The organism is Paenibacillus sp. IHBB 3054 (assembly GCF_051594305.1).
In the GTDB taxonomy this organism is placed as follows: Bacteria; Bacillota; Bacilli; order Paenibacillales; family Paenibacillaceae; genus Paenibacillus_AQ.
Genome location: NZ_JBOFBG010000003.1, coordinates 170,606 through 183,937, shown reverse-complemented (window position 1 = coordinate 183,937; position 13,332 = coordinate 170,606). Strand labels below are relative to the sequence as shown.

At 47.5% G+C, this 13,332-nt stretch carries 12 protein-coding genes; 10 read left to right on the top strand and 2 right to left on the bottom strand.

Features of this window, described 5'->3' with window-relative positions; translation table 11 throughout:
- The first annotated feature begins 35 nt into the window (after nt 1–35).
- The gene (locus tag ACQ76X_RS06285) at nt 36–1,367 is read left to right on the top strand and encodes a PhoH family protein (RefSeq protein ID WP_438492338.1); all 1,332 of its coding nucleotides are present in this window, start codon (nt 36–38) and stop codon (nt 1,365–1,367) included.
- A 666-nt stretch (nt 1,368–2,033) separates the two neighbouring features.
- Entirely contained in the window at nt 2,034–3,266 is a 1,233-nt protein-coding gene (locus ACQ76X_RS06280) for a sugar ABC transporter substrate-binding protein (RefSeq protein ID WP_438492336.1), read from the top strand.
- On the opposite strand, the gene ACQ76X_RS06275 is transcribed toward ACQ76X_RS06280, so the two are convergent.
- On the bottom strand, nt 3,258–4,391 hold the full coding sequence (locus ACQ76X_RS06275) for a coiled-coil domain-containing protein (protein WP_438492334.1): 1,134 nt from the start codon (nt 4,389–4,391) through the stop codon (nt 3,258–3,260). The genes ACQ76X_RS06280 and ACQ76X_RS06275 overlap by 9 nt on opposite strands.
- Nucleotides 4,392–4,560: 169 nt before the next feature.
- Nucleotides 4,561–4,797 carry a DUF2626 domain-containing protein gene (locus ACQ76X_RS06270; protein WP_038595390.1) on the bottom strand — a complete coding sequence of 79 codons (237 nt, stop codon included), beginning with the start codon at nt 4,795–4,797 and terminating at the stop codon, nt 4,561–4,563.
- Nucleotides 4,798–5,143: 346 nt separating this feature from the next.
- On the opposite strand from ACQ76X_RS06270, the gene ACQ76X_RS06265 reads away from it, so the two are divergent.
- The 8 genes from ACQ76X_RS06265 to ACQ76X_RS06230 all read left to right on the top strand — a co-directional run bounded on the left by ACQ76X_RS06265 (nt 5,144) and on the right by ACQ76X_RS06230 (nt 13,175).
- On the top strand, nt 5,144–5,794 hold the full coding sequence (locus ACQ76X_RS06265) for an RsfA family transcriptional regulator (RefSeq protein WP_438492332.1): 651 nt from the start codon (nt 5,144–5,146) through the stop codon (nt 5,792–5,794).
- Nucleotides 5,795–5,925: 131 nt separating this feature from the next.
- On the top strand, nt 5,926–6,885 hold the full coding sequence (locus ACQ76X_RS06260; RefSeq protein WP_438492330.1) for a ketopantoate reductase family protein: 960 nt from the start codon (nt 5,926–5,928) through the stop codon (nt 6,883–6,885).
- A 6-nt stretch (nt 6,886–6,891) separates the two neighbouring features.
- Nucleotides 6,892–7,278 carry a DUF3397 domain-containing protein gene (locus tag ACQ76X_RS06255; protein ID WP_438492328.1) on the top strand — a complete coding sequence of 129 codons (387 nt, stop codon included), beginning with the start codon at nt 6,892–6,894 and terminating at the stop codon, nt 7,276–7,278.
- 150 nt (nt 7,279–7,428) lie between these two features.
- On the top strand, nt 7,429–9,150 hold the full coding sequence (locus tag ACQ76X_RS06250) for a peptide ABC transporter substrate-binding protein (protein WP_438492326.1): 1,722 nt from the start codon (nt 7,429–7,431) through the stop codon (nt 9,148–9,150).
- 216 nt (nt 9,151–9,366) lie between these two features.
- Nucleotides 9,367–10,299, top strand: a complete 933-nt coding sequence (locus tag ACQ76X_RS06245; RefSeq protein ID WP_038595383.1) for an ABC transporter permease — start codon at nt 9,367–9,369, stop codon at nt 10,297–10,299.
- 2 nt (nt 10,300–10,301) lie between these two features.
- A complete protein-coding gene (locus ACQ76X_RS06240; protein WP_038595382.1) occupies nt 10,302–11,249 on the top strand; it encodes an ABC transporter permease in 948 nt (315 codons plus the stop codon).
- Nucleotides 11,250–11,262: 13 nt separating this feature from the next.
- A complete protein-coding gene (locus ACQ76X_RS06235) occupies nt 11,263–12,258 on the top strand; it encodes an ABC transporter ATP-binding protein (protein WP_038595381.1) in 996 nt (331 codons plus the stop codon).
- Nucleotides 12,255–13,175 carry an ABC transporter ATP-binding protein gene (locus tag ACQ76X_RS06230; RefSeq protein WP_438492323.1) on the top strand — a complete coding sequence of 307 codons (921 nt, stop codon included), beginning with the start codon at nt 12,255–12,257 and terminating at the stop codon, nt 13,173–13,175. The genes ACQ76X_RS06235 and ACQ76X_RS06230 overlap by 4 nt, the downstream gene beginning before the upstream one ends.
- Nucleotides 13,176–13,332: the final 157 nt, after the last annotated feature.

The following is a 13,332-nucleotide window of genomic DNA, read 5'->3' as shown; positions in this document are numbered from 1 at the left end:
TGATCAATCAAACCAGGCGCTGTGGAGGGGATAGCATGAAAAAGATATTTGTACTAGACACCAACGTGCTTTTGCACGACCCCAATTCGATCTTTGCTTTCAAGGAGCATGAAGTAGTCATTCCGGCCGTGGTTCTGGAAGAGATCGACTCCAAGAAGCGTAATGCCGATGAAATCGGCCGCAACGCCCGCACCGTGTCACGATTGTTAGACGGACTCCGGGAACTGGGCCACCTGCATAGCGGTGTGGTTCTGGAACATGGAGGCATGCTGAAGGTGGAGCTTAACCACCGCAGCTTCGTAAAGGTACAGGAAATGTTCGGCGAGGTGTCCAACGACAACCGGATATTGGCTGTAGCGCTCAATTATCTTCATGAGGAGAACGAGAAAGCTGAACCACGTCCTGTGGTACTCGTAAGTAAAGATGTACTTGTCCGCATCAAAGCGGATGTGCTTGGCATTACACCGGAGGATTATTTATCTGACCGTACAGGTGATCTGAATGAGCTGTATACCGGCTACCAGTCACTGATGGTCCATCCTTCGCTGATTGATGAATATTACAGCCACCGTTTCCTGTCCGCCAAACAACTGCCCCTGTCCTATGCGCTCTACCCGCATGAATTTGTAATTCTGAAGGATGAGATCGGCAGCGGCAAATCTGCTCTGCTCAAAGTGAACAGCGACGCTACACGCCTTGAACCACTTTATCTGGGCAATGATGCAGTGTGGGGTATCAGTGCCCGCAATGCCCAGCAGCGGATGGCGCTGGAGCTGCTGTTGAACGATGACATCCCGCTGGTAACTATTACCGGCAAGGCAGGAACAGGCAAAACGCTGCTGGCGCTTGCTGCCGGGTTGTTCAAGGTGGAGGATGAGCACCGCTACAAGAAGCTGCTCATCGCCCGGCCGGTTGTGCCGATGGGTAAAGATATCGGATATTTACCCGGGGAGAAGGATGAGAAGCTGCGTCCGTGGATGCAGCCGATTTATGATAATTTGGAATTTCTGTTTGATACGAAGAAGTCCGGGGATATTGATAAAATACTCATGGGCCTAGGCAGCATCCAGGTGGAGGCACTCACCTATATCCGCGGACGTTCTATTCCTTCACAGTTCATCATTATTGATGAAGCCCAGAACCTTTCCCGCCACGAGGTGAAGACCATCGTCTCCAGAGCCGGGGAAGGCAGCAAGGTTATTCTTATGGGCGACCCGGAGCAGATCGACCATCCTTATCTCGACGCAGCGAGCAACGGGCTCAGCTATATTGTCGAGAAGTTTAAGCAGGAAGGGATCAGCGGTCATATCACACTGGAAAAAGGTGAGCGTTCCCGCCTGGCCCAGCTGGCCGCCGATTTACTGTAATCGCCAGAGGTCTTTGATCCGTTGCATTGCACACAATATAGTGGGTTCGCAACATACCTAATCACCGCGAAGCGACTCATTATCATTACCACAGCAAAAGCCGGGAGATCAATGTCTCCCGGCTTTTTGTCTGCCCGCCCCCTGGAACGGCGGAGGTTTTAGGTTCTGCTCACAGAGAGTAGATTAGCGGAGAGAGCGGAATTGTTTTGGAGAAGCGGCAGCGTTCGCCATTGTCCCCGGATTTCTTCCGCTGCAGGCGGAATTATATAAGTTAAAGAACTACCTAGAGGCAAAAGCAGCGGAGGGGAAGTTTGGAACTGTAGGAGCGATAGCGACCGCCTTTGTCTACGGATTTCAACCGCAAATAGCGGGTTAAATCAAGAAATCTGTAGACAACAGCGGCCGGAAGTCCAAACATTCACCGCAGTTGCGTTCTATGCCGGATTGGTAAATCTAAAGTTCAACTTATATAGAGTCAGGAAATCTGAGATAACAGCGATCGGAAGAATAATCCGCACGCGCAGCGGCCTAACTCTCCACAGAATTTCGAGGCCTCCGCCGTTCACACCTATATAATAGAAAGAGAACGTTTTCAGCTAACACAGACAATCAAAGAATCATCTGGTAAAATAGGGGGACAAGTGTTTAGGCCGGAGGGGAAAAGAAATGCTGAGACGCAAAAACTATTGGCTGCTGTTTGCAATACTGCTGCTTGCGCTGACAAGCTTGTCACCCAGCATGGAGCTGGACACCAGCGAACGCACCCGTCCGCAGAAGTTGCCGCTCGATCAATCAGAGCGCCCGGATTCGGGAGAGACGGGAAATGTGCAAAGCTTGCGGATTCGCGTTTCGCTGAGCAGCGAAGAGCTGCGTGAGCTGGAACGGATCAGCAGGAACTATACGTTGTCGAGCGGGATTGAAGTCGTACTGAGCAATGTGGACAGCGAGGAATCGGCTGAAGTGCTGAAGCAGGACCTGACTACAGGCGACAGTCCGGATATTGTGATGACCGATGGTCGCAATATTTCCGATCTGGCCACCCGGGGATATTTGCTACCGGTGGATGTCTACCAGAGCGTTCCCGGCAGCGCCCCGCTGACCCTGCTGATTCCGCAAATGCAGTGGAATGGATATGATTGGGGAGTTCCGCTCGATATTGATCCTTACGTACTGGTGTATTCTCCGGCGCGCCTTGCCGAATTGGGCCTTTCGGAAGCGCCGAAAAGTCTGGAGCAGTGGAGCGGGCTGCTGAAGCATCTCCGAGAAAAACAGGATCAGGAACAATATATCCTGGCTATGGATACCCGCAATCCCTATGGTTACTCTGCGGTCCTGGAAAGTATGGGGGCCAGCCTGACTTCAGAGAATGCGGCAATGTTGGAGTGGACCCAGAACGCCCGCAGCTCCTTCTACCTGACTAGCCGGTATAATAAAGAGATCTGGAATATGCTACAGGAGGGAAAGGTCGCCGTTGCTGCGCTTCCGCTCTCTGAATTCCAGAAGCACGGGAACTCATCGCTGGCTGTGGAAGTGCCGCTGCCTGGCGGGAGCAGTAAAGGCTATGAGGCAATGTACAGCCGTTTCTTCGCTCTTCCCGCAGAGTCGAGCAACCCGGAGGCGGCGGTGAAATGGCTCGCCTATATTACCTCAAGCTCCGCGCAGCTGGAATGGCTGGAGAACACGGGGCGTCTGCCTGCGCTGGATGAGCTTTACCGTTCGGGACTTCCGGAGATGGATAGGCTTCCTTTTGACTCCGGGGTGCTGCTGACAGACGAAGCCATCACCGAGGAAAGACCGGTTGGCAGCTGGAGTGAGCTCTCCACGGCGGTGGTAATGCTGCTTACCGGCAAGCTGGATGCGGCAGGATACCAGGAAGCGCTGGCAGCAACCTCAAAATGAGATGGAGAGCTTTACATAAAGCACGCCTTCTTTGCTCTCTACTTCAGTCGCATGCAGAAGTGAGACGATTTTCTCCGGATAAAACCCTAGATCGAATTCTTCCTCCAGTGACTGGCGGGTGGAATCAGGCAGCTCCAGGCCATTAAATACTACATTGTCGACATGGAACATGAGCCCGTTAACCGGCTCGTTTTCAATCGTGTAATGACCGGTCAGGGTAAGCGTCAAGCCGCCGCTGGTTCCCGAAGCAGTCACCTGACCCTTGTTGAAATGAAAAGCGAAATCCTTAAACAGCTCATTTTGTGAAACCAGAAAGGCATTAAGGTCCTCTTCCTTCAGCGCAAGGGTATAGGTCATTCCTTTGCGGGTCAGCATCCCGCTTTTGCTCTGGACAAATTGCGGCAGATGATTCATTGCCGATGACAAAGCCTTGAAATAGGTTTTCACTTCATGAATACCAATGTTCTCCCAATACCTCGTAAATTCGTTCAGCAGCGCGCTCATGCTCTCCGGATCGCTGCTGGCGCTGATTCCTCCTTCAATCTCCTCGTTTAACGTGGCAACTCGCGTTTTTTGTTCGGTAAGAGCCGCTTTAAGTTCCTCAAGCTCCTCGCTGCTGCGCAGCGAAGCCGTTATCGTGGACTTCATATCTTTGTACTGCTCTTCATACTGATCAAGGATATCGTGGTCCTGCCCAATAATAATCTCGTAATAATCGTACAGGGCAAGCATCCGGCTGATACTTTTAGCGGAGAGCAGAGCGGCCAGCAGACTATCCCTGTCCCCCATATAATAAGAACGAATGACAGCCCCGGCACGCTCTTGTTGATCCGCGATAGCTGCTTCTTTTTCTGCTGCTTGTTTGCTAAGGAGTGAAACCTTCTTCTCGAGAACCTTTTGCTCCGCGGTAATTCTAAGGATCTCACGTTCAATTTCAGCCGAGGACAACGTCTGTTCCAGTAGCCTGCGGGTCTCTTCATTATCGGGAAAATCAGGAGGAGAGGAGACGGCGGCAGCACTAGAGCCCATGGAAAGCGAGGCCGCAGATGTCAGCGGCAGCATCGTGCAGAGAAGCAGAATGAGCAGGAAGGCGAACCTTAGGCTTAAAATATTGCGGGAAAGCACTACACCACCACCTTTGGCAAAATAGAATAGGTATGTACTATTAATATGTTTTGTCCTGCTAAAATATCATACCCTGTTTTCCGCCTCCCGGCCTACAAAAAGAAAAACAAAAAACGGAAGTCGTCCTTATTTCTAAGGAATTGACTTCCGTTTGATTGGCCAATAGCCATTATAGCGGCAACCCCATCTGAAAGATCGTCCAGTAGCTGAAGCCGGTAAATGTAACAATCATATATCCCCAGAACAACATGATGTAGGTCTTTTCTGTAAACTTGAGATAGCCAAGTATTACAAAAAAGGCGGTTTGCAAGAAGAAGAGTAAGGCCATCTCGGTTAAATCCCCGGCAAAAGCCATCAGCCCGATTACGAGCGTGAAAAACCCCAATACGCGAAACATGCGGTCCAAGAGAGTGTCCCCCTTCTTAGAATGATTCCCGAATATGACTTCTTTGGATTGATTATACCTCCTGGACAAAAGACTGTAAACGAATTCAATGAAAAAAACCTTTGTTTTTTAAATTAATATGATTTTTGAAATTGACATATGTATCTAACAAGAGAAATTAGAAATTATAGCAATGCGCGTATGATGTTTAGACAAAATGGAAATACAATTTAGTATCAAATAGATTCTATGAACTCTATCAGAGGCATAGAAATGGAGTAAGCAGCTTTTATCCTATTCACTACCCGGCGGAGCTGCCGGTTATGAAGATGGTTATTTCATGATGTTGTTAGGAGGGTTAGGCTTTATGACAGCCGTTAGACAAGATGCTTGGAGTGCTGAAGATGATTTGATTTTGGCAGAAATAACGCTGCGTCATATCCGGGAAGGCAGTACGCAACTCGCTGCTTTTGAAGAGGTGGGAGAAAAAATCGGCAGGACCTCGGCGGCATGCGGATTTCGCTGGAACAGTTGTGTCCGCAAAAGCTATGAGGATGCAATTGGCATCGCCAAAGGCCAGCGCCAGAAGCGGAGCTATTTGAAAAAACAGCCGATGAACAGGGGAGCACAGGTAGCAGGACTGATTCTCGGCGACAATGAAGAAGAATATGGACGAAGCGAAGGTTTGAACGAAAATTCGTTATCCATTGATGCGGTTATCCGTTTCCTCAGACAGTGGAAAGGAACTTTTCAGGAGGCGGGACGCCAGCTGAAGATGCTGGAAAGAGATCTGCGGGAGAAGGAAGATGAATTATCCGAGCTCAGGGTGGAAAATGAGCGGTTATCGAAGGAAGTTAACCTCGCCCAGAGTGATTACCGCGTGGTAAACGATGATTACAAGGCACTGATTCAGATTATGGACCGTGCCCGCAGACTTGCCTTCCTTAATGAAGAAGAAGAGGAAATGAAGACTCGGTTCAAAATGGATGCCAACGGCAATCTCGAACGTATGGAATAAAAGTTAAGCAACGGTATGACCCGCAAACAAAGCTGCCTTCGGGCACAGTGTTTGCGGTTTTTTGTTTTTTGCATTTGCGGGAGCCTGCGGATATAATGAGGGAAATTATTGGAAGGGTGCGGAGGCGAGGCGTGAAAATTGATATTATTGGCGCGGGATCACTTGGTTTGCTGCTGGCAGGAAAACTTATCGGCGCCGGAGCCGAGGTCAGACTCTGGTGCCGAAGTGAAGAACAGAGCAGGGCGCTGGAGGAGAGCGGTATTACAATAAGCTATGAGGATGGCCAACCCCCGTTTTTTCTTCCGCCCGACAAATTTAAGTCAGCATCTGTGAACACATTTGCCGAAGTTTATCTGCACGATCCGGGGGATTGGATGGCAATCATGGTCAAACAGAATGCACTCCATAATGAATTCCCGCAGATGCTGCTTCCACTTAAGCAGAGCAAGATTCAGGCGGTGTGTTTTCAGAATGGTTATGGCCATTTGGAGCTGCTGCAGGAGCTGCTGCCACAAGCAGCAATTTGGGCAGCGGTAACCACTGAGGCAGCCAAAAGAAAAACATTAACCGAGGTTGTTCATGCAGGGAGAGGAGAAATATGTATAGGGAAGGTTGGCGACAGCAATACTACTCATGGTCCATCCTCGCTAATTAGTTTCATTGAAACGCTCACAGCAGCAGGATTCTCCGCCTCTATGTCGAAAGAAGTGGATACCATGATTTACCGGAAGCTTTTAATCAATGCTGTGATCAATCCTCTTACAGCGATCTGGCGCGTACCGAACGGTGAATTGCTCGCTGCCGAGCAGCGCATACATTTGATGAAGGAGCTGTATGAGGAGGCGATTGCCGTTTATGAAGCCTGCGGTATTGCTCTTGAAAGTAACGCCTGGGAAGGCATAATGGAGGTTTGCCGGGCAACAGCCGGCAATATTTCATCGATGCTTGCCGATGTGTTGTCCTCAAGAGCAACGGAAATACGCTGGATTAATGGGAGCATTGTGGATATGGCGGAGCGGAGCGGCATCGATGCTCCACAACACCGCTGGATTTGCCGGATGGTAGAAGGCATGCTTGTGAGGGAGAGGTGAGGCTGTTTGGAATTTCTGCGGAATTCGTTCATTACTATAAGCGTTATTCCGATTGTTCCTTTTTTAATCGTCTATTTTGCGGGAATAGGCTTCAAAAAAGAAAAGAAAAGCACTTTTTTGCTGGCAATGGACGTAACTACATTATTTTTATTACTTTCCGTATCGGCCTTATTTAATATCATATTTGATTCGGGTTGGGGCTTCTATCTTATACTACTTATTGTATTAATATCCACCGGACTGATTGGAGGGGCTCAAAATCGCTTAAAAGGAAAAGTGGATGGAAAACGGTTACTTCGGGCAGTATGGCGGCTTTCTTTCTTTTTTATGACCGTTAGTTACATTCTGTTTTTGGTCGTAGGCCTCATTCAATACATATCACAAGCGATGTAACGTTCCACTGCTTCGGTGAAGCGTCAATGTCACAAATCTTTTAAGTTTAAAAAAAAAACGGTTTTCAGAAAATATTGCTCTAGATTTTTTTGACCACTGGTTGTATAATCATAAACCATATACCACATTCTATTTAGGGGGAACTGCTAGATGAAGAAGAGTAAAAGTCTATTGCTCATGATTGCATTAGTTTTAGTCATCGGCACAGTGCTTGCTGGCTGCGGCGGAAACAATGCAAACAATGGCAAAAATGCCAGCCCGACCAATGCGCCGGCTGACAACGCAGGTAACAAGAACACAGGAAACGCAACTGGCGATGAGAAGTTAGCTGCTGACCAAACGCTTAAGATCAACCTGAGCTCCGAGCCTCCTACATTTGACCCGCAACAAGCTCAAGACAGCACATCCAATGCTATCCTGAAATTGCTGTATGAAGGACTTACTCGTCAAAATGCAGAAACTGGGCAAGCTGAAGAAGGTATTGCTGAGTCCTGGGAAATCTCCCCTGACGGCCTGGTGTATACTTTCAAACTTCGTGATGCAAAATGGAGCAACGGCGACCCTGTAACAGCTAAAGACTTCGCCTTTGCTTGGCAGCGTGTGCTTGATCCGAATGCGGAACAAGCTGCTCCTTACGCTTACCAATTGTTCTACATCAAAGGTGCTGAAGATTATTTCGGTGGCAAAATCACTGACTTCAGCCAAGTTGGCATTAAAGTAGTTGACGATAAAACACTTGAAGTGACATTGAACAACCCTACACCATATTTCTTGGGTCTGTTGTCTTTCTATACGTACTACCCAGTGCATAGTTCCGTTGCAAATGATCCAAAATGGGCAACTAAGGTTGAAACCCAAATTACTAACGGACCTTTCACTTTGTCTGAGTGGACAACTGGCCAATCTCTGGCCGTAATTAAGAACCCATCGTACTATGCTGCAGATCAAATTAAAGCAGCAGGCATCAACTTCTCCATCGTAAACAGTGGTGCAACTGAATTGCTGAGTTACAAAAACGGCGAACTTGACCGTGCAGGCGGTCCGATTGGTGAAATTCCAACCGAGCAACTGCCAATCGTTGAGAAAGAATTCCCTAAAGAATTTGCAAGAAAAGGTATTTCCAGCGTTTACTACTACCAGTTCAATGTAACTGAAAAACCTTTTACAAATGCTAAAATCCGTAAAGCCTTGGCTATGGCTATCCAACGTCAGCCAATCATCGATAATATCACTTTGGGCGGACAACTGCCGGCATTCGGTTATGTTCCTCCGGGCATCCAAAGTAATGAAAAAGAATACCGTGCTCAAGTAGCTGATTCCCAATACTTCAGTGAAGATGTGGAAGGCGCTAAAAAATTGCTTGCCGAAGGTCTGAAAGAAGAAGGCTTGGATAAACTGAGCTTCTCTCTGACTTATAACACAAGTGAAGGCCACCAAAAGATCGCTGTAGCCATTGCTGATATGTGGAAAAAGAACCTCGGCGTTGAAGTTAAGCTGGAGAACAAAGAGTGGGGCGTCTTCATCAAAGACAAACAAAACAAGAACTATCAAGTAGCACGTGCCGGCTGGTCCGCGGACTTCAATGATCCAATGACTTACCTTGATATGTGGGTAACTGGCGGCGGTAACAATGATACTGGTTACTCCAACCCAGCGTATGACAAACTGATTGACGAAGCTAAAAAATCTTCAGACAATGCTGTTCGTCAAGAGAAGTTTGCTGCTGCAGAAAAAATGATTATGGATGATATGATTCTGATTCCGATCTATTACTACACAAACAACTCGTTGACTAAAGAGTACCTTAAAGGTGTAACTCTTGACTTCAGCGGTGCAATCGACCTGACCCGCGCTTACTTGCTCGAACACTAAGAGTAAAGCTTGCAACAAAATACAGTAATATAATATCTGAAGGTTTTTATATTACTTCGGGATATATATGTGGAACTCCATATATATCCCTTTTTTTTGTATGGGATAGTAAATGAGATTATTTGGAAAAAATAACAATTTGATTAAATGGACAAATGAGTGTTTTTTCCTTAGAATAGGTAAGTAAAAATATTGTCGAAGGAGGTGATGGCGGGCATGGTTCGTTATATTTTCAACAGATTTCTCCACATGATTATTTCCCTGTTTGTATTGATATCTGCGACCTTTTTCCTAATGAAGGCGATTCCCGGAGACCCATTCACAGCAGAAAAGAAAATTCCTGAACAAATTTTGCAGCGTCTATACGCGCAGTATAATTTGGACAAGCCCGTCTTTGAGCAGTACGTAATTTATTTGAAGAATATTATTAAAGGTGACCTGGGCATCTCGATGAAAATGCTTAACCAGGAAGTAACAGATATTATTTCACAAACCTTCTCTTCATCGCTGAAGCTTGGGGTTGTGGCTATTATCGTAGCGATTATCATAGGTGTAGGGCTAGGGATGCTTGCGGCTCTGCATCACCGGAAATTGATCGATAATGTCGCAATGATATTGGCTGTTCTCGGTATTGCGGTACCGAGCTTTGTTGTGGCTTCATTGCTGCAATATTTGCTGGCCTATCACTGGAAAATATTCCCTGTCATGGGCTTTAAAGGACCGATGAATTATTTCCTACCGGTTATGGCACTGACGGCGTCTCCTATTGCGGTCATAGCGCGTCTTACCCGTTCCAGCATGCTTGAAGTGCTTCATGCCGATTACATCAAGACAGCAAAGGCGAAGGGCCTCAGCTGGATGTCGATTTTATCCCGCCACGTGTTGCGCAACGGTATTATGCCGGTAATTACTTATGTGGGACCGATGACCGCGAACATTATTACCGGTTCTGTTGTCATTGAACAAATCTTCGGTATCGGCGGTATCGGTAAACAGTTCGTTCAAGCGATTAACACACGTGACTATCCGATTATTATGGGTATCACCATATTCTATGGTGTAATTTTGATGGTCGCACGTTTCCTTACGGATGTCGCTTATGTTGCTGTTGACCCACGTATTAAACTTGCTGGAGGAAAGGAGGATTAACGTTGGCTGCAAATAATAATACTGTTGCTCCACATGTGGACCTGAAGCCCGAAGATTTCCGTAAAATCGGCATTGATGAGAAGGAAGCGGAAGTGATTCAGCGCGAAAGCCTTTCCGCTTGGCAGGATGCATGGCAGCGTCTGCGCCAGAACAAATTAGCTATGGTTGCGCTGGTTATTATGATCTTGATTGTCATTATGGCCATTGTTGCTCCGCATTTGGTTCCTTATACTTATGATTCGAATGATTTGATGAGTACGAACAAGAAACCATCCTTGGATCACTTGTTTGGAACGGATGATTTTGGACGCGATGTATTTGTCCGCACCTGGATGGGTGCCCGGATCTCGCTGATTGTCGGCCTTGCCGCTGCGATGATCGACTTAATCTTTGGTGTTATTTACGGTGGGATTATGGGATTCTTCGGTGGACGCATCGACACTGTAATGAACAAGTTCTCCGAAATTTTATATTCGATTCCTTATCTGCTCGTAGTAATCATGCTGCTTGTGGTATTTGAACCGAGTCTGTGGACGATTATACTTGCCTTGACCATTACGGGGTGGATCAATATGTCCTGGATTGTGCGCGGCGAAATTATGCAGCTCAAAAACCGCGAATTCATCTTGGCCTCCCGCTCTATGGGTGCTGACTGGAAACGCCTGCTGTTCAAGCATTTGCTTCCAAATGCAATGGGACCTATTATTGTTACCGTAACGTTGTCCGTACCGAGCGCAATCTTCTCCGAAGCGTTCCTCAGCTTCCTCGGACTTGGCGTACAGGCACCGGTAGCTTCACTCGGTTCCATGATCAATGACTCCCTTACAGGCTGGATGTACTACCCTTGGCGGATGATCTTCCCTGCGCTTGTTATCAGCTTGACCATGCTGTCCTTTAATATTTTTGGTGACGGACTCCGTGATGCACTGGATCCTAAGCTAAAGAAATAGGAGGTGAACATTGATGGAACCCATTCTGCAAGTCAAAGATCTGCATGTTTCCTTTTTTGTAAAAGGCGGAGAAGTACAGGCTGTCCGCGGTATGAATTTTGAAGTGGGTAAAGGTGAAACGGTAGCCATTGTCGGTGAGTCCGGCAGTGGTAAGAGCGTTACGGCGCAGTCGATTATGCGGCTCATCCCTACACCGCCCTCCAAAGTGAAACAGGGCGAGATTATTTTTCAAGGACAGAATCTGCTGAACAAAAGCATGAAACAAATGGAAAGTATTCGCGGCAAAGATATTGGCATGATATTTCAAGACCCGATGACTTCTTTGAACCCAACTATCAAAGTGGGCAAACAGATAACCGAAGTTTTGATCAAACATCAGAATATGTCAGCGGCCGAAGCGAAAAAGCAAGGTATTGAGATGCTGAAATTAGTTGGCATCAAAAATGCGGAGGCTCGCTTTAACCAATATCCCCACGAATTCTCCGGCGGGATGCGCCAACGTGTAATGATCGCTATTGCACTGGCCTGCCGCCCGGCTCTGCTGATTGCAGATGAGCCGACAACGGCGCTTGACGTTACGATTCAAGCGCAAATCATGGATGTTATGAAAGAGATGCAGCAAAAACTGGGGACCTCCATCATCCTGATCACTCATGATCTCGGCGTAGTTGCCGGCATGTGTGACCGGGTCATCGTTATGTATGCTGGTGAAGTGGTGGAAACAGGTACCAGATGGGAAATCTTCAAGAATCCACAGCATCCGTATACCAGGGGGTTGCTGCGGTCGATGCCGCGTCTGGACCAAAAGAAGGGTGAGCCTTTGATTCCGATCATCGGGACTCCCCCGGATCTGATTAAGCCGCCGATCGGCTGTCCGTTCACAGCGCGTTGCAGTGAAGCAATGCATGTCTGCGAACAAATCGATCCCGGTGCAACAGAGTTCAGCGAAACGCATATGGCGCGTTGCTGGAATCTGCATTCGATGGCCAAGGAGGTGCAGTTCGTTTGAGTAAGAACCTGATTGAAGTTGAAGGTCTTAAGAAATATTTTAATGTAGGCAAAGGTAAAGTTCTTAAGGCTGTTGATAATATTAATTTCTCGATCCGCGAAGGTGAAACCCTGGGTATGGTTGGGGAATCCGGATGCGGAAAGACTACTGCCGGCCGTACGGTTCTTCGTTTGTATGAACCGACTGCAGGAAGCGTAAAGTACAATGGCACTGATATCTATAAATTATCTTCGGGCAAAATGAAGGCGCTGCGCCGTGACATGCAGATGATTTTTCAGGATCCGTATGCTTCACTTAACCCGCGTCTAACGGTGTCCGATATTATCGGGGAAGCACTGGACATCCATGGGATGGCCGGAAGCCGTGCAGAACGCAAGAAACGGATTGAAGAGCTGCTGGATATGGTTGGACTTAACCATGACCATGCTACCCGCTATCCGCATGAATTCTCCGGCGGCCAACGCCAGCGTATCGGGATTGCCCGCTCGCTTGCGGTAAACCCTAAGTTCATCGTCTGCGATGAGCCGATTTCCGCACTTGACGTGTCCATTCAGGCGCAGGTTGTCAACCTGCTCAAAGAACTGCAGGACCGTCTTGGACTTACTTATCTCTTTATCGCGCATGATTTGTCCATGGTTAAGCACATCAGTGACCGTGTGGCGGTAATGTACCTGGGTAAAATGGTTGAGCTTGCAGAAAGCGAAGAGCTTTATGCGAACCCGCTTCACCCGTACACGAAATCGCTGTTGTCGGCGATTCCAGTTCCCGATCCGGAAATTGAAGTCAACAAGAAACGTATTCATCTGCATGATGAGCTTGGCAGCCCGATTTATTCGGTTGACGAGAAAAGCAATGACGCCGATTTTGAGCTTGTAGAAGTATCCAAGGGGCATTTTGTTGCTAAAGCATTCGCTTAAGGCAAGCAAAGCTCTCTTTTATAACTGAAACAGAGGGGGTTGTGGCACAAGTCATACAATGGCTTATGGCACGGCCCCCTTTTGTATAGGGAATTTTGTTTGTAATAAGAATCTTAAGTTATTTTTTGACGCCAACACTTACATTGGATACAATCAT

Excerpts from the sequence above, each read along its gene's own strand:
- ACQ76X_RS06245 (WP_038595383.1), top strand. The coding sequence starts at position 9,367 with ATGGTTCGTTATATTTTCAACAGATTTCTCCACATGATTATTTCCCTG.
- ACQ76X_RS06285 (WP_438492338.1), top strand. The coding sequence starts at position 36 with ATGAAAAAGATATTTGTACTAGACACCAACGTGCTTTTGCACGACCCC.
- ACQ76X_RS06235 (WP_038595381.1), top strand. The coding sequence starts at position 11,263 with ATGGAACCCATTCTGCAAGTCAAAGATCTGCATGTTTCCTTTTTTGTA.
- ACQ76X_RS06250 (WP_438492326.1), top strand. The coding sequence starts at position 7,429 with ATGAAGAAGAGTAAAAGTCTATTGCTCATGATTGCATTAGTTTTAGTC.
- ACQ76X_RS06280 (WP_438492336.1), top strand. The coding sequence starts at position 2,034 with ATGCTGAGACGCAAAAACTATTGGCTGCTGTTTGCAATACTGCTGCTT.
- ACQ76X_RS06265 (WP_438492332.1), top strand. The coding sequence starts at position 5,144 with ATGACAGCCGTTAGACAAGATGCTTGGAGTGCTGAAGATGATTTGATT.